This is a genomic window from Aeromonas sp. QDB30, assembly GCF_027707645.1.
GTDB classification, from domain to species: Bacteria; Pseudomonadota; Gammaproteobacteria; order Enterobacterales; family Aeromonadaceae; genus Aeromonas; species Aeromonas caviae.
Window position 1 is genome coordinate 12,234 of the sequence record NZ_JAPCIY010000018.1, and the last position, 20,500, is coordinate 32,733.

Here is a 20,500-nt window from a genome sequence, read left to right on the forward strand (position 1 = left end):
GACGCCCTGCCACGCAAGCGCTACCCAGCACAGTCGCCAAGCAGGTGGTCAACTTCAACGGCATGAAGGTCGTGGTGAAGGAAGGCATCAGCCCCGAGATCCTCTGATCCTGACGCCCTGCCACGCAAGCGCTACCCAGCACAGTGGCCGAGCGGGCGGTCAACTTCAACGGCATGAAGGTGGTCGTGAAGGAAGGGATCAATCCCGAGATCCTCTGATACCGGCTTGAACAAGGGCGCCAAGCGCCCTCTGGCCTTCAGCTGGCCTTGATGGAGAGGGTCAGCACGAAGCGGGCCATGGCCTCGTCGCCGTTGCGCGAAGGGCAGGTGGCCACCACCTGGATGGGGCGGTTGATGCGCTGGCCGCTCGCCAGGGACTCGTCGATCATGGCGTCGATAAGCTCCCCCGCCGCGCAATCAAACTGCACGTCCCCCTCCGGGCGCTTCAAAAACACCCCCTGCACATCCTTGAAGGCAAAATGCACCTTCTTGCGCCGCGCCCGCCCCTTCTCCATGACCAGGAGCCCTCCCACCAGGTCGGCACCGGTGGCGAGCGCCCCGAAATACATGCTGCCCAGGTGGTTGCGGGTGCGCCAGCCCAGCGGAATGCGGATGCGCAGCGCCCTGGCGTCCATCTGCTCGATGACGGGGGCACAGAAACCAATGACGGGAATGTAGCGCCAGGCGAACAGACGCAGGGCGAGGTTGGCTTTGAGGCGTTGCAGGTCCATTGCAAACTGATCCGATGAGTGAATGTGACGCAAATGTTGCCAGCCTGCTTCCCGATAGACAAGCCTCCCGTGCCATCCCTGTGAGCGGCCCCCCAAAGGGTATTTGCAAAATTCATGCAATGGCAGGTTCTATTTGCCTGGCAAATGATAAAACCGGCCTTTCCTGACCCCGGGTCGCCCCCTCTTTTCCCTTTTTCCGATTTTTTTCAAGGTCCCGCCCCGGATGACGGGACCATGACAGCCATATCCGAATGAAACACAACGAGAAATACTCCCCGTCAGGGGGCTAGCCCAGGATCCCGCCCCCGCCACTGGGATTATTCGCAGTAACCAACCCCCCCTCTCCCTCGCTAGGCTGTTGCTGGCCCGGAAGTAGCCACTCGGCACCGGGTCAACCCGTCTACCAATCTCACCATAAGGATAGAGAGATGAGTCACGTGCAACAGTTGTTCAACGGGGGCGAGAGCGCCGGTACTTTCCAGCTCAACTTCAACAACAACCGTGCCTACGAGCTGTTTGGCCGGGAGTACCTCAAGTGCTATGCCAACCTCAGCGCCAAGGGGAAGATGAGCAAGCCCCTGCCCACCGGGCCGCTGAGCTACACCGTCGACTTCGCCATGGATTGCGGCTGCAGTTCGGTGCTGTTTGACTTCAACCTCGCCTACAAGAAGACCTTCGGCAACCAGTTGCAGGCCCCCCTGTGGCGCGAGTCGGACTACGAGGCCGAGCTGGTGCTCTGCCAGCTGGTGCGCGAGGCACCGGCCAACCGCCTGAGCAACCATGATCAGTTCGCCGAGGCCGAGGCCTTCTTCAACGACGTCAATCTGCCCGACACCGTCCGGGCGGTGGGCAATGATCCCTATGCCGACAAGGACGGCCTGGTGGAGTTCATCGTGGCCAACGAGCTGCTGGACGATCCCGCCGTCATGGCCAAGCTGGCGGAACAGAAGGCCTACCTCATCGCCATCACCTCTGTGGTCACCGCCTACATCAACCGTTACGCCGAAGCCTATGGCGAGCAGTACAAGACGGACGCGGATCTCTGGGCCAGGGCCCTCTCCAAGATCCCTCTGATGGGGCCGAGCAAGATCGATCAGCAGAGCTACAGCCGCCACATCAAGGGGCTCAGCATCGCCACCGACTTCATCAACTTCATCATGGACGTGGTGGTGAGCCAGGGCACCACGGCGCTGGCCAGCTTCAACAAGTTCCTGCAAAAGCAGGGGGATGCCATCCGCTTCGGGGTGGAGAACAACAAGGACTTCTACAAGACCATCACGGTGGGGGTCACGGTGGAAGTGTTCAAGGTGGGCAACGAACTGGTCTATGTGCCGAAGATCAAGCAGTACCGCGTCAACTTCGACCGCCAGAACAGCAAGTTCACCTCCGCCTGTGCCAGCGCCGAGTTCGTCGACATCTACTTCAACTACCTCTATGCCGCCAACGTGTTCGACTACGAGGCCCTCAAGGACCCCGAGATCAAGCGCGACTTCGACAACTTCATCCAGAAGCAGCGCAAGGCACAAATTGAAGAAGCGGATACCTTCTTCAACGATGACTTCCCGCCCCTGGAGCCCAAACAGGTCAGCCGCAGCAAGGCCACGGTCTAACCCCGCCAGTCAAAAAAACAGCCGGCAGATGCCGGCTGTTTTTTTAGGTGGGCCTCAGGCCCGTTTCTCTTCAAGCCAGGCCCCCTGGCTCTGCATCTCGAACAGCTGGGCATAATGCCCCCCCAGCGCCATCAGCTCGCCGTGGGTACCGCGCTCGCTCACCCACCCGCGGGAGAGCAGCAGGATTTCATCGGCATCCACAATGGTGGAGAGGCGGTGAGCGATGGCGATGGTGGTGCGGCCACGGCGCGCCGCCGAGAGCGCCTGGGAGAGGGCGAGCTCGGTCTGGGAGTCCACGCTCGCGGTCGCCTCGTCCAGGATGAGGATGCGCGGATCCCCCACCAGGGCGCGGGCAAAGGAGAGCAGCTGGCGCTGGCCGGCGGAGAGGTTCTTGCCCCCCTCCTCCATCAGGGTGGCCAGGCCATCGGGCAGGCGGCGCACGAAATCGGCCAGCTGCACCTCCTCCAGGGCCTGCCAGAGCCGCCCATCCTCGATGCCGTCACGCCCAAGGCGCAGGTTCTCGGCCAGGGTGCCGACGAAGATGAAAGGATCCTGCTGCACCAGGCCGATGCTGCGGCGCACCGCCGAGAGGGCCAGGCCGTTCATGGGGTGATCATCGAAGTGGATGCTCCCCCGATCCAGGGGGTAGAAACCCATCAGCAGGCTGATGATGGTGGACTTGCCGCTGCCGGTGTGGCCCACCAGCGCCAGCATCTGGCCCGGCCGTGTGGCAAAGCTCACATCTTGCAGTACCTGCTGCTCCCCGTCGTAGGAGAAGCCCACCCCGTCGAAGCGTACCCGTCCCTCCAGGGGGCGCACCTCCCCGTCGGTGCTCTCGCGGGTTTCATCGAGCAGGGCGAACACCCGCTCCCCCGCCACCATGGCCTGCTGCAACTGGTTGAGCTGGTTGGTCATCTCGATGAGGGGCTCGATCATCCGCCCCAGATAGCTGATGAAGGCGTAAAGCACCCCCACCTGGATGGCCCCCGCCGTGCTCAGCCCCTCGTGGGCGAACAGGGCCAGCAGACCGATGAGCACCATCATGTAGAAGAGATCGATGAGGGGGCGCAGCAGGATGCCGTTGATCTTGAGGCTCTTGATCCGCGCCTGCCAGTGCTGCTGGTTCACCCCCGCAAAGGCGTTGGCGAAGTGGCGCTCCTGCACCATGGCCTGGATCACCGGCATCCCCTGCAACGACTCGTTGAGACGGCTGTTGATGTCGGAGAGCAAGGATCGGGTCGCCCGCACCACGGGCACGCTCAGTTTCTGATAGAGCCACATCACGGCTCCCACCGCCGGCAGCAGGGTGGCGCACACCAGCATCAGGCGCAGATCCAGCAGCGCCATGGAGAGCAGGATGCCGCACAGGAGCACCACTTTTTGCACCAGGAGCCCTATCACCTGGACATAGAGGTTCATGATCGCCTCGGTGTCGTTGGTGATGCGGGAGATGAGGGAGCCCGAGCGGTGCTTGTCGAAATAGCGGGCAGGCAGGCGGATGGCGGTGGCGAACACCTGCTCGCGCAGACGCTGCACCACCGCCTGGGCGATGCGGTTGAAGCGCAGGGATTGCAGATAGAAGCCGGCCGCCGACAACACCTGCAGCCCCAGATAACCGGCGGCAAGGGCGGCGATGATGCCCCACTCCAGCCGGCGCGGCGCCAGGTAGTCATCGATGAAGAGCTTGATGAGCAAGGGGCCCGCCACCTCGGCGCCGGTGGCGAGCAGCAGGCAGATGCCCGCCTGCACCAGCCAGCGGGGGTAGCTGGCGCAGTAGGCGAGCAGCCGTTTGATGGTTGGATTCACAGACTTGCCTCCAGCGCAACGTTCCACGGGAATTGACTCTCTTTGCTCCCCTCTCCGCTCGCGGGAATCGGGTGAGGGGTGAGGGGTGTCTGGGGCCTTGTCATCCTGTTCACAGGCTCTCCTCCACGTCCTGCTCCAGGCGCTGGTAGCGGACCATGTCCGCGTACCAGCCGTTCCTGGCCATCAGGGTCTCGTGACGGCCCCGCTCGCTGATCGCTCCCTGCTCCAGCACCAGGATCTCGTCCGCCTGCTCCACCGCCGTCATGCGGTGGCTCACCAGCACCAGGGTGCGCTTATGGACCTTGAGGGCCAGCAGGATCTGCTGCTCGGTGTGGGCATCCACCGCCGAGAGGGCGTCATCCAGCACCAGGATAGGGGCATCCAGCAGCAGGGCGCGGGCGATGGCCAGACGCTGCTTCTGACCACCGGAGAGGGTCACCCCCTTCTCCCCCACCTCGGTTTCATACCCTTTGGGGAAGCGGCTGATGTCGTCGTGAACACAGGCGATGCGCGCCACCCGCTCAATCTCCTCCCGGCTCGCCTCGGGGCGGCCCAGGGCGATGTTGGCCGCGATGGTGGTGGAGAACAGAAACGGCTCCTGGGGCACATAGGCAAACTGGCTGCGCAGCTCACCCAGCGACAGTTGCGAGATGGGCACCTCCCCCATGCGGATCTCCCCGGCCGTGGGGTTGGCCAGGCGCATCAGCAGCTTGAGCAGGGAGCTCTTGCCTGCCCCGGTGCGTCCCACTATCCCCAGCATGGCGCCAGCCTGCAGGGTGACATCCACCCCCTGCAACAGGGTGCGTTGCTCCAGCCGGTAGCCCAGCCCCTGCACCCGCAGGGGAAACGCCGAGGCCAGCGCCACGGGATGGGCCGGCTCCTCGATGTCGCTGCGCTCCCCCAGCAGGCTTTCGATGCGCGAGTAGGCGGCGCTGCCCCGCTCGATGATGTTGAACAGCCAGGCGATGGCGAACATGGGCCAGATGAGCTGGCCGAGGTACATGGTGAAGCTGGTGAGCTCCCCCAGAGTCAGCTTGTCTTGCAGCACCAGGGCGCTGCCCCCTGCGACCGCCAGAAAATAGGAGCAGCCGATGCACAGGTAAATCACGGGGTCGAACTTGGCGTCGATGCGGGCCACCGCCATGTTGCGCTCCCCCGCCTGACGGGTCAGCTCGGCAAAGCCCTCGTCCTCCAGGGATTCGACCGCGTAGGATTTGAGCACCCGCACCCCGGAGAGGGCCTCCTGGGTCTTGTTGTTGAGGCGGGAGAAGGCCCCCTGCGCCGCCTTGAACTCCTTGTAGATCTGGGTCCCGAAGCGGTTCATGAAGAAAGCCATCACCGGCAGGGGCAGCAGGGAGAGCAGGGTCAGCTGCCAGGAGTACTGGCTGCACATGATGGAGAGCACCAGGATGCCGACGATGAAGGAGTCCACCAGGGTCAGCACCCCTTCCCCTGCGGTCATCTCCACCGCCTGGATGTCGTTGGTGGCGTGGGCCATCAGATCACCGGTGCGGTGGCGCTGGTAGAAATCCGGGCTCATGCGGGTGAAGTGGCTGAACAGCCGGTTGCGCAGCACGTAGGCGAGCCGGTAGGAGGCACCGAACAGCATGACCCGCCACACATAGCGCAGCAGGTAGATAAGCAGTCCCAGGCCAAAAAGCCCCGCCAGATAGCCGGTCAGGGTGCCGCTGTCCAGGTCACCCTTGGCGATGCCATCCACCACCCAGCCCACCACCTTGGGGGGGATCACGGTCAACAGGGCCACCAGCATCAGCAGGGAGATGGCCACCAGATAACGCCGCCACTGATCCTTGAAAAACCAGCCAAGCCGCAAAAATACGCTCACAGAGAAGTCCTTGGTCGCGGCGCGCTGCCGCGTGATCGTGAAGAGAAGCTCAATACAATCGCCCCCTGGCGGGGGCGAACGAGTGGGTCATCATAGCCTGAAGCGGGTGACTTGAGAACGATTGCTATCTTGCCCTCCCTCAGAGCCGCTTGTCGGGGGGTGAGAACGGGAAGGCGACCGACTCCTGCTGCTCTCCGGTGAGCAGGAAGTGGGAGACCTCCTCCCGGGTCTGGGTAAAGACCTGCTGCAACTGGTTGAGCTCCCCCTCGCTCAGCTCCTCCTGCAGCCGCAGCCGCCACTCCAGTTCCCCGGCCAGCAGTTGCAGGCGGGAAGCGGAGATGTTGGCCGAGACCCCCTTCAGGGTATGCAGCAAACGGCACGCCACTTCGGGCTGCTGGCGACGCAGGGCGGTGCGGATGTCCCACAGATCGTCCTTGTGCTCGGAGAGGAACAGCTTGAAGAGGATCTGCAGCGCCTCCCTGTCATGCTCCAGCCGGCGCAGGGCATCCTCCAGATCCAGCACGCCCATGAGGGCCGGCGGCTTGACCTCGATGGGCACCTTGGGCTCCCCGCCGCTGCTCTTCACCCATTGCAGCAGGTTGTTGTAGAGATCGAGCTTGCTCACCGGCTTGGTGACATAGCCGTTCATGCCGACGCCAAGGCAGCGCTCCCTGTCCCCCGGCATGGCGCTGGCGGTGAGGGCGATGATGGGCACATCGTGCTTGTCCACCATCTTGCGGATCTGGCGGGTGGCATCCAGCCCGTCCAGCACCGGCATCTGCAGATCCATCAGGATGACGTCAAACGGCTGCTCCGCCACCTGCTCCACCGCCTCGCGGCCGTTGTCCACCACGGTGACCTTGGCCTCCACCCGGCGCAGGTACTCCAGAATGAGCTGCTGGTTGACCCGGTTGTCCTCGGCCAGCAGCACCCGGGTACCACGCAGCAGCTCCCGGAACTGCTGCTGATCCCCCTGGGCCTCCGCCTGGCGGACCTTGCTGTCATGGGAGCTGCCGTTGAGCAGTTCGTCCACCTTGGCCAGCAAGGCGTTTTCGGTCATGGGCTTGGCCAGGAAATGGGTCAGTCCCATGCTCTCCATCCGCCCGTGCAGCCCCTCCCTGGACCAGGCGCTGGTCATCAGGACAGGCAGGCGCCGCCACTGGCTGTGCTGGTACATCTCGAGGGCCAAGTCCAGACCATCCTCCTGACCCATGCGCCAGTCGAGGATGGCGAGGCGGAGGTGATGCCCCTCTTCCCGCAGCACCTGACGGGCGCGGGAGAGGCTGTTGACCGTGATGACGGACGCCCCCGCCCGCCCCAGGATGTCCTTGGCCAGTTCCAGCACCAGCTCGTTGTCATCCATCATCAGGATCAGGGGCTGGTGATCGAAGAAGACCCGGCGACCCGAGACCCCGTACACCGCCTGGGAGATGGGGATCTCGAACAGGAAGGTGGAGCCCACCCCGGGCTTGCTCTGCACGGTGATCTCCCCGCCCATCAGCCCCACCAGGCGCTGGGAGATGTTGAGGCCAAGCCCGGAGCCGCCATATTTACGGGTATTGCCCGCCTCCAGCTGGGTAAAGGGCTGGAACAGCTGGGCCTGCTTCTCCGGGGCGATGCCGATGCCGGTATCCCGCACGCTGAAGCAGACCCGCATGGGATGCTGGCTGGTGAGCGTAATGGCCACCTCCACCTCGCCCCGCTCGGTGAACTTGATGGCATTGTTCACCAGGTTGACCAGCACCTGACCGAGGCGCAGCGGATCCCCGCGCAGAAAGTCGGGCACGGCGGGAGACTTGTTGATGATGACCTCGATGTGCTTGCGCTCCGCCAGATCCGCGAACATGGCGGCGAGGGAGTCGAGCTGCTCGCTGAGATCGAAGTCGATCTCCTCCAGGGTCAGCTTGCCGGACTCCACCTTGGTGAGATCCAGAATGTCGTTGATGAGCAGCAGCAAGGTGTCCGACGAGGATTTGATCTTGTTGAGATAGTCCCGCTGCTGGGGATCCAGACTGGTTTGCAGTGCCAGGGCGCTGAAGCCGATGATGGCATTCATGGGGGTGCGGATCTCGTGGCTCATGTTGGCCAGGAAGTCGCTCTTGGCCTGGGCCAGCAGCGCGGCATGGCGAGAGAGCTCGCTCAGCTTCTGGTTGCGACGCCACAGGGTCGCGGCCACTAGCGAGAAGCAGAGCAGCGCCCCCCCCAGCACCATCAGGTAGAAGCGGCTCTTGAGGGAGGAGGCCCGCTCCAGCTTGCTCTGCTTCCAGGCGGGCAGTGAGCTCAGCCCCTTCATCTCCACCACCTGATTGCGCAGGCGATGGTACTCCATCACCTGCTGATTGAACTCCTGGCCCAGCCGGACGAGGGCCGCGACCCTCGGCTGCTCGCCATAGCGGTCAAGCAGGTGCTGCTGGAGTTGCAACAGTTGTCGCTGCTCGTTCTGATCCCAGCTACGTCTGAGGTAGTGGTGCAGGCGCATGAGTTCGGTCAGGTCGCGGTACTGCGCCTCACCGACCGGCAGGGTGCCTTGCAACGCCTTGAGCTGGCCCTGGAAGCGGGGAGCCAGATACTCGATGGTCATCTCCATGGTGTAGAGCCTGGCGAGATCCAGCAGATAACCGTCGATGTCCCGCTGCAACGCCTGGGAGCCGGGGTCGTCCACCGACTCCGGATCCTCGTGCACCAGCCTGACGAACCTGTCCAGGTGACTGGAAAGCAGGCTCAGGCGTTGCTGTACGCTGCCATCGCTGGCCTTCTCGCGCCCCAGCAGATAGACGGTATCGGTATTGACCCGATTGAGCACCATCTCAGCCGCCACGCTCAAATCGAAGGCACGCTGCTGCTGGCTGAGCAACTGCCAGCAATAGGCAGAAAAGCCCACCAGCGATACGATGATAAGGCCAAAGACAACACGATTGCCCCGTGCAACACTCTTCATCCCGTCTCGATTCTCATGTCATGGTCGGCCATCCGGTGACATCAGGTCACGGCCGGAGGCCAACTGTGAAAAACCACTGAGTGCTATGTTACCGTTAGTCGGCGCTCTGATTGCAATAAAGATGTTGCCGGGCCATGAAATAAGGAAGCAATTATGTCACTTGTCACCACCTATTGTAGCCAATGCTTTACCCGCAACCGCCTGCCTGTCGAAAAAGCAGACTCAAACGCGAAGTGTGGCCGCTGTCGTCACGCCCTCTTCGAACAAACCCCGGTGGCGGGGCGTCAGGCCAGCTTCGATGCCCTGATCCAGTCCGACATCCCGGTGGTGGTGGACTTTTGGGCAAGCTGGTGTGGCCCCTGCCTGCAGTTTGCCCCCGTCTTTCAGGAGGTCGCCCGGGAGCTTGAGCCCCGCCTTCGCTTCGTGAAACTCGATACCGAGCAGGAGGCCGCCATCGCAGGTCGCTATGGCATTCGCAGCATTCCTACCCTGATGGTCTTCCAGCGGGGGGAGATCCTGGCACAGCGCAGCGGCTCCCTGCCCAAGAGCCTGTTCAAGGAGTGGCTGCTCTCCTTCACCTCCCCCGTCAAATGAAAATGAAATGTTTCATTTCTGTTTGATTGAAGATCCATTTTCACTTGACTCTGTGAGTCGCCACATGATTTGACCATATCCCCCTGTTTCAAACAGGGGGATATATGTAACCTCGGCATCACAACAACAACCATAAATTAACCGAGAGAACGTTATGCACACATCGGCTGTACCTCCGACTCCCCCCTCACGCTGGCTGGACATCAAGTCCGGGATCGTCATCCTGGATCTGCTCCTGCTCTGCGCCATGCTGGCATGGCTCCCGTTTGACCCCATGGTCAACAAGGGGCTGGCCATCCTGATCTTCATCGCCATCCTCTGGCTGACCGAGGCAGTGAACATCACCATCACTGCCATCTCCATCCCGGTGCTCGCCACCCTGCTCGGGGTGTTCGACATGAGCAAGTCGCTGACCGACTTTGCCAACCCCGTCCTGTTCCTCTTCTTTGGCGGCTTTGCCCTCGCGGCAGCCCTCTCCAAGCAGGGACTCGACACCCAGATCGCCGGCAAGGTGATGCAGCTCGCCAAGGGACACCTGGGCTGGGCTTCCATCGTGCTCTTCACCATCACGGCCGCCCTCTCCATGTGGATCAGCAACACCGCCACCGCGGCCATGATGATGCCGCTGGCACTCGGCATGCTGAAGGGGCTGGACGTTCACAAGGAGCGCCGCACCCTGGTCTTCGTGCTGCTTGGCGTCGCCTATAGCGCCAGCATCGGTGGCATCGGCACACTGGTGGGCAGCCCCCCCAATGCCATCGCCGCCGCTCAGATGGGCTTGGGCTTCACCGACTGGCTGGAGTTCGGCATCCCCGTGGTGATCATCTTCATGCCGGTAGGCATCGGCCTGCTCTATCTGGTCACCCGTCCTAATCTCTCCCACCAGGTCAGCACCGAGCAGGTCACCATCGAGTGGACAGGCCAGCGCAAGGTGACCCTGGCCATCTTCCTGACCACGGTGCTGCTGTGGATTGGATCCCAGCCTCTTGCCAAGGCACTGGGCGGCATTCCCCAGTTCGATACCCTGATCGCCATGGGCGCCATCCTGGCCATCGCCGTCAGCCGGGTCGCCAGCTGGGATGACATCAACCAGAACACCGACTGGGGCGTGCTGCTGCTGTTCGGGGGTGGTCTCACCTTGAGCGCCATCCTCAAGCAGACCGGGGCCAACGCCTTCCTGGCGGAGCACCTCTCCAGCGGCCTCTCCTCCATGCCCATCTTCGTGATCCTGCTCTGCCTGGCCGCCTTCGTGGTGTTCCTGACCGAGCTGGTCTCCAACACCGCCACCGCCGCGCTGCTGGTGCCGCTGTTCGCCGGGGTGGCCGAGGCTCTGGGGGTCTCCCCCATCGTGGTCTCCGTGCTGATCGCCGTCGGCGCCTCCTGTGCCTTCATGCTGCCGGTGGCCACGCCCCCCAACGCCATCGTCTTCGCCAGCGGCCATATCCAGCAGCGGGAGATGATGCGGGCCGGCCTGGTACTGAACCTGGTGTTCACCGTCATCCTGACCATGCTGGCCTATTTCATGGGGGATATCCTCCACTGAGGTTCGCCCCCTAATGCCCCTCCAAGCCCCGCATCGCCGGGGCTTTTTCTCGCCCCGAAACCACCGCACTCCCTACCCGTGACATCACGGCGACATTAACTCGCACTTAAGAAATCACCTCCATGATGCTGACAACGGCCATCACGCAGCCATGGCTGACGATGGCGATGATCATGGACATCACGACAAGGGGATCACCTCATGGGAAAGACGATGCAGAACAACCGTGAAATCATGGTATGGGATCCGGTGGTCAGGGGATTTCACTGGGCCACTGTGCTGTTGTGCGTGCTGAATCTCTTCATCCTTGAAGAGGGGGCGCGCAACCACCGCTATGCGGGATATGCGCTGGCCGGACTGCTGGCACTGCGCATCGTATGGGGATTCATCGGCTCTAGATTGGCCCCTTGAAGATCCAGACACTTCGCCCCTCTTAACTTAAGAGGTAGTCTTGGAACTATGTTCAGTACTAGTCGCAACGAGAAGATGGTCGAAGTATTAACAGGGGCTGAGCGCCGTCGACGCCGGACTCCGCAAGAAAAAATCGCCATCGTGCAGCAGACCTTTGAGCCCGGTATGACCGTCTCTCATGTCGCTCGCTTGCACGACGTCAACGCCAACCAGCTTTTCAAATGGCGTAAGCAATTCCAGGAAGGGTCTCTCACGGCGATCACCGCCGGTGAGGATGTTGTTCCAGCCTCAGAGTTGGCTGCTGCCATCAAGCAGATCCGAGAGCTCCAGCGTTTGCTCGGGAAGAAGACCATGGAGAACGAGATCCTTAAAGAAGCCGTGGAGGTTGGTCGAGCAAAAAAATGGATAGCGCATGCGCCCTTGTTGCCAGGGGACGACGATTAAGGGCTGTGAGCCAGGCCCTTAATGTATCGCGTGCGCAGCTATCCGTTCGTGTTCATCGAAAACCGGGTTGGCAAGATGGTCGTCATCATCGCCAGCGTGATGATGCAGCCTTACTTGGCCGTATCATGGAGGCGATGGCAGAGCTTCCCTCCTATGGCTATCGCCGGGTCTGGGCGCTGTTACGGCGTCAGTCAGAGGCAACACGACAGCCTGTGGTAAACGCCAAGCGGGTATATCGCGTCATGCGCGATCATGGCCTGCTGCTGGAAAGAAAACCAGCGGCACCATTGGCCCAGCAGGCACATAAGGGGCGTGTTGCCGTCAAAGAGAGCAATCGACGTTGGTGCTCGGATGGCTTTGAATTTCGCTGTGATAACGGTGAAAAACTACGGGTCACGTTCGCCATGGACTGCTGCGATAGGGAAGCGTTGGACTGGGCTGCCAGTACCGGGGGTTACGACAGTGACACGGTGCAAGATGTCATGCTGAGTTCTGTCGAACGTCGCTTCGGGGATTCGTTGCCGGCATCACCGGTGGAATGGCTGACTGATAATGGTTCGGCATATCGAGCCCATGAGACCCGTGCGTTTGCACGAGAAATCGGGTTGGAGCCCAGAACGACTGCGGTGAGAAGCCCACAGAGCAACGGTATAGCGGAGAGCTTCGTGAAGACGATGAAGCGAGACTATATCGAGATGATGCCAAAACCGGATAGCCGAACAGCGGTAGGCAATTTGGCTATCGCGTTTGAGCATTATAACGAGCACCACCCGCACAGCGCCTTGGGATACCGTTCACCCCGGGAATATCTGCGCAGTCGGGTATCACAACCCTAAGCGGGAAAAAGTGTCTGGATCTATGGGGTCAAATCCAGGCTCCTATCATGCCCGCTTCGCCCAGTGGCTGCCGACACCGACCGGCGTCATCACCTATCTCAAGGAGACGATCAAGGGGCGCCACCCCTACTATGCCGGTCACAATCCTTTGGGGTCCTTGATGATACTGCTGCTGTTGACCTGCCTTGTCGGCACCGCCGCCAGCGGGATCATGACCGAATACGGGCCGCTCTCCGGCACCCATCGCATGGAAGAGATCCACGAGTTCTTTGCCAAGGGGCTGCAGGTGACCATCTTCGTCCATGTACTGGCCGTCATCGCCCTGGATCGCCTGGTACGGGGCGATCTCGTCAGGGCGATGATCACCGGCAAGAAACGGGTGCCGGCGGACACCCGGGTGGTCGACAGGCCCTGAGCCTCTCTCAACCCGACAGATGAAAAAAAACCCCGCATCGCGGGGTTTTTCACTGGAGCAGACATCAGCCGACGCTGCAGCTCGTCAGTTTCCAGATCCGGTCTACGTAATCCTGGATGGAGCGGTCGGAGTTGAACTTGCCCATGGTGGCCGAGTTGATGATGGCCTTCTTCGCCCACAGGGCCGGATCCCGGTACCAGGCGTCGATCAGCTTGTGCGCCTCGGAGTAGGACTCGAAATCCGCCAGGGTCAGGTAAGGGTCTCCCCCTTCCAGCAGGGAACGCTTGATAGAGGAGAGTTCCCCCGGGCGACCCGGCGTGAAGTAGTCGGTATCAAACCAGTCCAGCACGGCTTTCAGTTCGGAGTTGGCGTAGTAGAAGTCATACGGGTTGTAGCCGCGCGCCTTCAGGGACTTCACCTCGTCCACATTCAGACCGAAGATGGCGCAGTTTTCGGCACCCGCCTCTTCGGCGATCTCGATGTTGGCTCCATCCAGCGTCCCGATGGTGATGGCACCGTTCAGCGCCATCTTCATGTTGCCGGTACCGGATGCTTCGTAACCTGCGGTGGAGATCTGCTCGGAGACATCCGCCGCCGGGATCAGCTTCTCGGCAAGGCTCACGCGGTAGTTCGGCATGAACACCACTTTCAGCTTGCCCTGGATACGGGCGTCGTTGTTGACCCGCTCCGCCAGCTTGTTGATGGCGTAGATGATGTCCTTGGCCAGCTTGTAGCCGGGCGCCGCCTTGGAGCCGAAGATGAACACCCGCGGATGCATGTCATAGTCCGGGTTCGCCAGCAGGCGACGGTAGAGCGCCATGATGTGGATGAGGTTCAGCTGCTGGCGCTTGTACTCGTGCAGACGCTTGATCTGGACGTCGAAGATCGCCTCCGCGCTCACGTCGATGCCGGTTTCCGCCTTGATGACCTTGACCAGCTTCTCCTTGTTGTGGCGCTTGATGGTCATGAACTGCTGCTGGAACGCCTTGTCGTCGGCAAACTTCACCACGCTGCGCAGCTTGTCCAGTTGCAGCGGCCACTCCTTGCCCACCACCTCGTTGTAGAGTTCGGCCAGTTCCGGGTTACAGGCCAGCAGCCAGCGACGGGGAGTCACACCATTGGTGACGTTGCACATCTTCTCGGGCCACAGCTCGGCATACTCGGGGAAGAGATCTTCCTTCACCAGCTTGGAGTGGATCTCGGCCACACCGTTCACCTTGGAGGAGCCGATGACGCACAGGTTGCCCATGCGCACCTTGCGCACGTCACCCTCTTCGATGATGGAAAGCTTGGCCTTGATGGCATCGTTGCCTGGCCACTTGGGCTCCACCAGCTCGTTCAGGAAGCGGGCGTTGATTTCATAAATGATCTCGAGGTGACGGGGCAGCACCTTCTCGAACAGGCTGACGGACCACTTCTCCAGCGCTTCCGGCAGCAGGGTGTGGTTGGTGTAGGAGAAGACCTGATAGCAGATGCCCCAGGCGGTATCCCAGTTCAGCCCCTCTTCATCCACCAGCACGCGCATCAGCTCGGGGATGGCCACGGTGGGGTGGGTATCGTTGAGCTGAATGGCGATTTGCGCGGCAAAGTTGCGGAAGTCACTGCCATGCACCCGCTTGTAGCGACGCATGATGTCCTTGATGGAGCAGGCGCAGAAGAAGTACTGCTGGATCAGGCGCAGCTCCTTGCCTGCGTCGGTCTCATCGTTCGGGTAGAGCACCTTGGAGATGGTCTCGGCCTGGGCCTTCTCGGCCTGGGAGTCGATATAACCACCGGCGTTGAACACGTCCCAGTCGAAGAACTCGGAGGCGCGGGATTCCCACAGACGCAGGATGTTGACGGTGTGACCACCGAAGCCGACTACCGGAATGTCCCAAGGCACCCCTTTGATCTTGCGACCGGCGTGCCACACCTTCTTCAGGCCACCCTTGTCACCAAAGACGGTCTCCACGTAGCCGTAGAGCGGGATCTCCTGCACCGATTCCGGGCGGCAGATCTCCCAGGGGTTGCCATATTCGCGCCAGGAGTCCGGACGCTCGATCTGACGGCCATCCTGAATTTCCTGACGGAACAGGCCGTGCTCGTAGTGAATGCCATAGCCCACCGCCGGGTAGTTCAGGGTCGCCAGGGAATCGATGAAGCAGGCAGCCAGACGACCCAGGCCGCCGTTGCCAAGGGCCATGTCAGGCTCTTGTTCGCAAAGATCGGTCAGTTCCAGACCGAGTTCACCCAGCGCCTCTTCACAGACTTTGTAGAGGGAGAGGTTGTGCAGGTTGTTGGAGGTCAAACGCCCCATCAAAAATTCAGCAGAGAGATAGTGAATCGCACGAGTATCTTTCTTGAAGTGAGTCTGCTGAGTACGGGTCAGGCGCTCGTACACCTGTTCATTGACGGCGGCAGCAGTCGCTTTCCACCAGGCATCCGGAGAGGCTTTCTGTTCGCTTGTACCCAAGGTAGAACGCAGGTGACGCACGATACTCGCCTTGAGCTGATCTTTATCCAGTTGGAGATCCTGGTCTGTCTTCTTCTTGGTAGCCATAAACCATTTTCCTTCGTTACAAATAAAAAATGTCATCCCATCGGGGGGACCGGCGCTGTTGTTATCTCAGAATATGCTCCGGCGGGGGCATACTAGCTAAAGCCAAGGGTTTAAAAGTTAACGTGAGTCACACTTTAACGCATAAAAATGACAGTTTCACCATGAAAACCCTTTCCTTTAGTCCGCCTGAATTAAATACAAATTTCGTTTTAAATCATAGCGATACAAGAAAACAAAAAAGATAGTTTCATGAATAGGTTTTCAATGATTGCCTGTGACTGAAAATACGTGAAAATAACCGTCAACACGGGAGAAATTGAAAGCGTTTTCAATTCACACCTCCTCGTCAGGTAATAAAAAGGATGCCCCAATCGGAGCACCCTTTGATTTCAATTAACCATGCGCCTTGAACTGATTGCTCATGGGGTCGTAGTGATACCCGATCTGTTGCAGACGGGTAGCCAGCTGATCTTCTGTCATGTCGTAGTAAGCCAGCAGCTCTTCAAGGCCATCACACTCCAGCCGCAGCTTCTCGTTGATGATCCCGAGCAGAATGTTGGCATCCAGTCGTTGTAAGGTACTGACGTCCATCTCACTCCCTCCTCTCCCCATACAGGACTGTATAACCATGAGCGCCGACCCGAAGTTTGTCTACAGGTTAAAAAACACCCTGCATAAGAAAGATATAAATATTCTTTTTAATCATGGAGTTAAAATCATCTCCTGTTAATCGGCTCACACTTTTAGCCACAAATGACTTGTCACTCCTTGCGAACAGAACTACTGTATACACATACAGCATGGTTATTCATACAGGAACGACATATGAGCCAGCCCCTGAATCTTTGCCCCCCCTCCTCCTCTGCCGGTCTTATCACCACCTGGCCCACTCGCCATCAGAGCAAGATGGGACAAGAGCAGCGGCGCGGCCCTCTCCATCAGGAAGCACCGCTGCTGGATGCCCTGGGGCAACTGAGTCAGTCCGACAGTGGCTGGATCCTGCTCGTCGCCCCGCCAGGTCTGCCCGCCGCCGCGCAATTGCAGGCCAGAGGGATCAATCCTGCCAGGGTGCTTGTCGTGCACGCCCCCAAGATCAAGAATTGGCAGCGCCTGCTGGAGCAGAGCCTGATCAATGGTCACTGTGCCGCCGTGCTGACCTGGCTGCCCGAACAGGTCGCCCTGGACCGGAGCACATTGAGCACCCTGGGCCAGCGTGCCGGTGTCCTGACCCGCTTCTTCGAGCCCTCAACCCCTCTGGGTGGGGCACTGAGCTACGGCGGCCAGGATGTCTACCTGAACCACTGATCGCCCCTTCGGCGTGACAGCCAATGCGCCGGCATTGCCCACCGGGTTATCCAGGCTTCCGACCCGGGATGTCATGGCGACAAAGACAAAGCAGCACAGCAGCACAGCAGCACAGCAGCACAGCAGCACAGCAGCACAGCAGCACAGCAGCACAGCAGCACAGCAGCACAGCAGCACAGCAGCACAGCAGCACAGCAGCACAGCAGCACAGCAGCACAGCAGCACAGCAGCACAGCAGCACAGCAGCAGTAAATTTGCTCAGGCCCAGACCGTCAAATGGGGCCCGCAAAAAAAGGCGACCCGAGGGTCGCCTTTCAACATGCTGCTGTACGGGGGCTAATCGCTCTGCGTTTGCATCGAAGTCCGATTGATCAAGCCAGTTTGGTCTCCAGCTCGGCAATTTTGGCGGACCAGTAGGCCGGGCCGGTCTCGTGGATGTTATTGCCCTGGGAGTCGACCGCCACGGTGACCGGCATGTCTTCCACCTCGAACTCGTAGATGGCCTCCATCCCCAGATCGGCAAAGGCCACCACGCGCGCCTTCTTGATGGCTTTCGCCACCAGATAGGCGGCGCCGCCCACCGCCATCAGGTAGACAGCCTGGTGCTGCTTGATGCTCTCGACCGTCTTGGGGCCGCGCTCGGACTTGCCGATCATGCCGATGAGGCCGGTTTCTCCCAGCATCATGTCGGTGAATTTGTCCATCCGGGTGGACGTGGTGGGGCCAGCCGGGCCGACCACCTCGTCACGCACCGCATCGACCGGGCCCACGTAATAGATGAAGCGGTTGGTGAAATCGACCCCTTCCGGCAGTCCTTCACCCTTTTTCAGCATGTCGGCGATGCGCTTGTGGGCGGCGTCGCGGCCGGTCAGGATCTTGCCGGAGAGCAGCACGGTATCGCCGCTCTTCCAGCTGGCAAGCTCTGCCTTGGTGATGCCATCCACGTTGACCCGGCGCACATTGCCACCGGACTCACGGGTGATCTCCGGCCAGTCTTCCAGCCTGGGGGGTGTCAGCTCCGCCGGGCCGGAGCCATCGAGTTCGAAATGCACGTGACGGGTGGCGGCGCAGTTGGGGATCATCACCACGGGCTTGGAGGCGGCGTGGGTCGGGGCGGATTTCACCTTCACATCCAGCACCGTGGTCAGGCCGCCCAGCCCCTGGGCACCGATCCCGAGCTTGTTGACCTTGTCATAGAGCTCGACCCTCAGCTTCTCTTCGGTGGTCTCGGGACCACGGGCAATCAGCTCTTGGATGTCTATGTGCTCCATCAGAGCTTCCTTGGCGAGCACCGCCGCCTTCTCGGCGGTGCCGCCGATGCCGATGCCGAGCATGCCGGGCGGGCACCAGCCAGCCCCCATGGTCGGCACCGTCTTGAGCACCCACTCCACGATGTCGTCGGAGGGGTTGAGCATCACCATCTTCGATTTGTTTTCGGAGCCGCCCCCCTTGGCCGCGATACTCACTTCCACCTTGTCGCCGGGGATCATGTCGATGTGCACGACAGCGGGGGCATTGTCTTTGGTGTTCTTGCGGCTGCCGGCCGGATCCGCCAGCACGGAGGCGCGCAGCGGGTTGTCCGGATTGGTATAGGCGCGGCGGGTGCCCTCATCCACCATCTCCTGGACCGTCATGTCGCTGTCCCACTGTACCTGCATGCCGATCTTGACGAAGCAGGTGACGATACCGGTATCCTGACAGAGCGGGCGATGACCTTCGGCAGACATGCGGGAGTTGATCAGGATCTGGGCCAGGGCATCCTTGGCGGCCGGGTTGATCTCGCGGTCATAGGCGGCCTTGGCGGCCTGCACGAAATCGAGGGGGTGGTAGAAGGAGATGTACTGCAGGGCGTCAGCAATGGAATCGATAAAGTCCTGTTTTCTAATGATGCTCATATCATCCTCACTGGTCCTTGTTATCGCTTGCGCGAGCAAGGGCTTCCATATGAGCCGGGCCTTCGGCAGGTGGCAAATGCACCTGGAGCCGGCAGACTGCGGCGTGTTTTTATAACGGTGTTTTTCTTAAAAATGCCGGCGGCCATGATACGCTTGACCACCCGAACCGGCTAGGGAGCCGGGCGCAAACTGTTGCCTATGTAACAAAAAATGAAACCAAGACTGCATATCCACCATTTCGACCCGCAGGCCTCGCTCCACACCTGGTTTGCCTGCCTGCAACACCAACCCTGGGCCATCCTGCTGGAATCCGCCGGCCCCCTGGGGGCTGACAACGGTTTTGACATCATCAGCGCCGATCCGCTTGCCACCCTGGAAACCCGGGGTACCAGCACCTGCCTCACCCAGGATAACCACCAGCACCATCATGACGGCGATCCCCTCGCCCTGCTCGCCAAGACCCAGCAAGCCCTGCTTGGGGAGCGCGTTGAGGATGACTCGGGATTGCCGTTTATCGGGGGAGCCCTGGGACTCTTTGGCTACGATCTGGGCCGACGATTCGAGCGTCTGCCCGCAGTGGCGCAACAGGACATCCAGGTGCCCGACATGGCGGTCGGGATCTACGACTGGGCGCTGCTGCGAAATGTCGCGACGGGACACTGGCAACTGGCCCACTGGGGTGATGAAGCCGGCCTCGCCCGCAGGCTCGACTGGCTGATGGCGCAGCGCGAACGAACCACCCTCCCCCTTCGCCTGACCGGCCCCTGGCAGAGCAACATGACGCGGGCCGAATACGGAGACAAGTTTGCCCGTATCCAGGCCTATCTGGCGGCGGGGGATTGTTACCAGATCAACCTGACCCAGCGCTTCAGCGCCCCTTATCAGGGGGATGAATGGTCCGCCTATCTCGCCCTGAGCGCCGCCAACAAGGCGCCGTTCTCCGCCTTTGTCCGCCTGCCGCACAGCGCCATTCTGAGCCTCTCCCCGGAGCGTTTCCTGCTGCTCGACAAGCGCCATATCGAGACCAAGCCCATCAAGGGCACCCGGCCTCGCCACCCTGATCCCGCCCAGGATGCCAGGGTGGCCGAGTCGCTCGCCAGCGCCGACAAGGACAGATCGGAGAACCTGATGATCGTCGATCTGCTGCGCAACGACATCGGCCGGGTGAGCCGGCCGGGGTCGGTCACGGTCCCGCACCTCTTTGCCGTGGAATCCTTCCCGGCGGTGCATCATCTGGTTTCCACCATTCGCGGAGAACTGGATGCGCGCTGGCAAGAAGTGGATCTGCTGCGGGCCTGCTTCCCCGGCGGCTCCATCACAGGGGCTCCCAAGATCCGGGCGATGGAGATCATCGAGGAGCTGGAACCGGTGCGGCGCAATGCCTACTGCGGCAGCATCGGTTATCTGAGTCAGCACGGAAGGATGGATACCAGCATCTGCATCCGTACCCTGATCGCCGAAGCCGGTCAGCTGCACTGCTGGGCGGGGGGCGGCATCATCGCCGACTCCGATCCCGACGCCGAATATCAGGAGACCTACGACAAGGTGGCCCGCATCCTGCCACTGCTCGATGCCCTTTGACCCCATC

The 20,500-nt window shown here is 61.1% G+C and carries 16 protein-coding genes and 1 pseudogene; 10 read left to right on the top strand and 7 right to left on the bottom strand.

Features of this window, described 5'->3' with window-relative positions; all coding sequences use genetic code 11:
* Nucleotides 1-32: 32 nt before the first annotated feature.
* Nucleotides 33-107, top strand: a pseudogene (locus PG896_RS07945) (ribosome-associated protein); the annotation flags it as partial.
* A 149-nt stretch (nt 108-256) separates the two neighbouring features.
* Here PG896_RS07945 and PG896_RS07950 read toward each other — a convergent pair.
* Nucleotides 257-730, bottom strand: a complete 474-nt coding sequence (locus tag PG896_RS07950) for a DUF4442 domain-containing protein (RefSeq protein WP_270835588.1) — start codon at nt 728-730, stop codon at nt 257-259.
* Between the two features lie 428 nt (nt 731-1,158).
* On the opposite strand from PG896_RS07950, the gene PG896_RS07955 reads away from it, so the two are divergent.
* Nucleotides 1,159-2,340, top strand: coding sequence for a hypothetical protein (locus PG896_RS07955; RefSeq protein ID WP_043155175.1), 1,182 nt, complete (start codon nt 1,159-1,161; stop codon nt 2,338-2,340).
* 54 nt (nt 2,341-2,394) lie between these two features.
* Here the strand turns inward: PG896_RS07955 and PG896_RS07960 are convergent, their stop codons facing one another.
* The 3 genes from PG896_RS07960 to PG896_RS07970 form a co-directional block, all read right to left on the bottom strand.
* Nucleotides 2,395-4,146 carry an ABC transporter transmembrane domain-containing protein gene (locus PG896_RS07960; RefSeq protein WP_043155177.1) on the bottom strand — a complete coding sequence of 584 codons (1,752 nt, stop codon included), beginning with the start codon at nt 4,144-4,146 and terminating at the stop codon, nt 2,395-2,397.
* A gap of 109 nt (nt 4,147-4,255) precedes the next feature.
* Complete coding sequence (locus PG896_RS07965; RefSeq protein ID WP_041211502.1) at nt 4,256-5,992, bottom strand: ABC transporter transmembrane domain-containing protein; 1,737 nt, start codon at nt 5,990-5,992, stop codon at nt 4,256-4,258.
* 139 nt (nt 5,993-6,131) lie between these two features.
* The gene (locus PG896_RS07970) at nt 6,132-8,930 is read right to left on the bottom strand and encodes a hybrid sensor histidine kinase/response regulator (protein ID WP_270835589.1); all 2,799 of its coding nucleotides are present in this window, start codon (nt 8,928-8,930) and stop codon (nt 6,132-6,134) included.
* 153 nt (nt 8,931-9,083) lie between these two features.
* On the opposite strand from PG896_RS07970, the gene trxC reads away from it, so the two are divergent.
* The 5 genes from trxC (at nt 9,084) to PG896_RS07995 (ending at nt 13,173) form a co-directional block, all read left to right on the top strand.
* Nucleotides 9,084-9,524: a thioredoxin TrxC gene (gene trxC, locus PG896_RS07975; RefSeq protein ID WP_010674892.1), complete on the top strand. Its 441-nt coding sequence runs from the start codon at nt 9,084-9,086 to the stop codon at nt 9,522-9,524.
* A gap of 154 nt (nt 9,525-9,678) precedes the next feature.
* Nucleotides 9,679-11,067, top strand: a complete 1,389-nt coding sequence (locus tag PG896_RS07980; RefSeq protein WP_043155181.1) for an SLC13 family permease — start codon at nt 9,679-9,681, stop codon at nt 11,065-11,067.
* Between the two features lie 201 nt (nt 11,068-11,268).
* A complete protein-coding gene (locus tag PG896_RS07985; protein WP_424924215.1) occupies nt 11,269-11,478 on the top strand; it encodes a hypothetical protein in 210 nt (69 codons plus the stop codon).
* A 75-nt stretch (nt 11,479-11,553) separates the two neighbouring features.
* A protein-coding gene (locus PG896_RS07990; protein WP_270835590.1) for an IS3-like element ISAs17 family transposase occupies nt 11,554-12,758 on the top strand; the annotation gives its coding sequence in 2 pieces (ribosomal slippage) (nt 11,554-11,872 and nt 11,872-12,758; 1,206 coding nt in all).
* Between the two features lie 22 nt (nt 12,759-12,780).
* The gene (locus PG896_RS07995) at nt 12,781-13,173 is read left to right on the top strand and encodes a cytochrome b/b6 domain-containing protein (protein WP_270835592.1); all 393 of its coding nucleotides are present in this window, start codon (nt 12,781-12,783) and stop codon (nt 13,171-13,173) included.
* A 64-nt stretch (nt 13,174-13,237) separates the two neighbouring features.
* Here PG896_RS07995 and PG896_RS08000 read toward each other — a convergent pair whose 3' ends face one another.
* The gene (locus tag PG896_RS08000; protein ID WP_113978769.1) at nt 13,238-15,712 is read right to left on the bottom strand and encodes a glycogen/starch/alpha-glucan phosphorylase; all 2,475 of its coding nucleotides are present in this window, start codon (nt 15,710-15,712) and stop codon (nt 13,238-13,240) included.
* 393 nt (nt 15,713-16,105) lie between these two features.
* Nucleotides 16,106-16,303, bottom strand: a complete 198-nt coding sequence (locus PG896_RS08005) for a DUF4250 domain-containing protein (protein ID WP_005323525.1) — start codon at nt 16,301-16,303, stop codon at nt 16,106-16,108.
* Nucleotides 16,304-16,537: 234 nt separating this feature from the next.
* On the opposite strand from PG896_RS08005, the gene PG896_RS08010 reads away from it, so the two are divergent.
* Both PG896_RS08010 and PG896_RS08015 read left to right on the top strand, forming a co-directional pair.
* Entirely contained in the window at nt 16,538-17,017 is a 480-nt protein-coding gene (locus PG896_RS08010) for a cell division inhibitor (RefSeq protein WP_201888295.1), read from the top strand.
* A gap of 73 nt (nt 17,018-17,090) precedes the next feature.
* On the top strand, nt 17,091-17,357 hold the full coding sequence (locus tag PG896_RS08015; RefSeq protein ID WP_270804892.1) for a hypothetical protein: 267 nt from the start codon (nt 17,091-17,093) through the stop codon (nt 17,355-17,357).
* Nucleotides 17,358-17,388: 31 nt separating this feature from the next.
* Here the strand turns inward: PG896_RS08015 and PG896_RS08020 are convergent, their stop codons facing one another.
* Nucleotides 17,389-18,912 carry a fumarate hydratase gene (locus PG896_RS08020; RefSeq protein ID WP_039040872.1) on the bottom strand — a complete coding sequence of 508 codons (1,524 nt, stop codon included), beginning with the start codon at nt 18,910-18,912 and terminating at the stop codon, nt 17,389-17,391.
* Between the two features lie 210 nt (nt 18,913-19,122).
* Here PG896_RS08020 and pabB point away from each other — a divergent pair, with 210 nt between their 5' ends.
* A complete protein-coding gene (gene pabB / locus PG896_RS08025) occupies nt 19,123-20,493 on the top strand; it encodes an aminodeoxychorismate synthase component I (protein WP_223932033.1) in 1,371 nt (456 codons plus the stop codon).
* The last annotated feature ends 7 nt before the right edge of the window (nt 20,494-20,500 follow it).

What these genes read in the sequence shown, in the direction of transcription:
- PG896_RS08020 (WP_039040872.1), bottom strand. Translation starts at nt 18,912, where the DNA reads ATGAGCATCATTAGAAAACAGGACTTTATCGATTCCATTGCTGACGCC.
- PG896_RS07980 (WP_043155181.1), top strand. Translation starts at nt 9,679, where the DNA reads ATGCACACATCGGCTGTACCTCCGACTCCCCCCTCACGCTGGCTGGAC.
- trxC (WP_010674892.1), top strand. Translation starts at nt 9,084, where the DNA reads ATGTCACTTGTCACCACCTATTGTAGCCAATGCTTTACCCGCAACCGC.
- PG896_RS08000 (WP_113978769.1), bottom strand. Translation starts at nt 15,712, where the DNA reads ATGGCTACCAAGAAGAAGACAGACCAGGATCTCCAACTGGATAAAGAT.
- PG896_RS07995 (WP_270835592.1), top strand. Translation starts at nt 12,781, where the DNA reads ATGGGGTCAAATCCAGGCTCCTATCATGCCCGCTTCGCCCAGTGGCTG.
- PG896_RS08010 (WP_201888295.1), top strand. Translation starts at nt 16,538, where the DNA reads ATGAGCCAGCCCCTGAATCTTTGCCCCCCCTCCTCCTCTGCCGGTCTT.
- pabB (WP_223932033.1), top strand. Translation starts at nt 19,123, where the DNA reads ATGAAACCAAGACTGCATATCCACCATTTCGACCCGCAGGCCTCGCTC.
- PG896_RS08015 (WP_270804892.1), top strand. Translation starts at nt 17,091, where the DNA reads ATGGCGACAAAGACAAAGCAGCACAGCAGCACAGCAGCACAGCAGCAC.
- PG896_RS07950 (WP_270835588.1), bottom strand. Translation starts at nt 730, where the DNA reads ATGGACCTGCAACGCCTCAAAGCCAACCTCGCCCTGCGTCTGTTCGCC.
- PG896_RS07955 (WP_043155175.1), top strand. Translation starts at nt 1,159, where the DNA reads ATGAGTCACGTGCAACAGTTGTTCAACGGGGGCGAGAGCGCCGGTACT.
- PG896_RS07985 (WP_424924215.1), top strand. Translation starts at nt 11,269, where the DNA reads ATGGGAAAGACGATGCAGAACAACCGTGAAATCATGGTATGGGATCCG.
- PG896_RS08005 (WP_005323525.1), bottom strand. Translation starts at nt 16,303, where the DNA reads ATGGACGTCAGTACCTTACAACGACTGGATGCCAACATTCTGCTCGGG.
- PG896_RS07970 (WP_270835589.1), bottom strand. Translation starts at nt 8,930, where the DNA reads ATGAAGAGTGTTGCACGGGGCAATCGTGTTGTCTTTGGCCTTATCATC.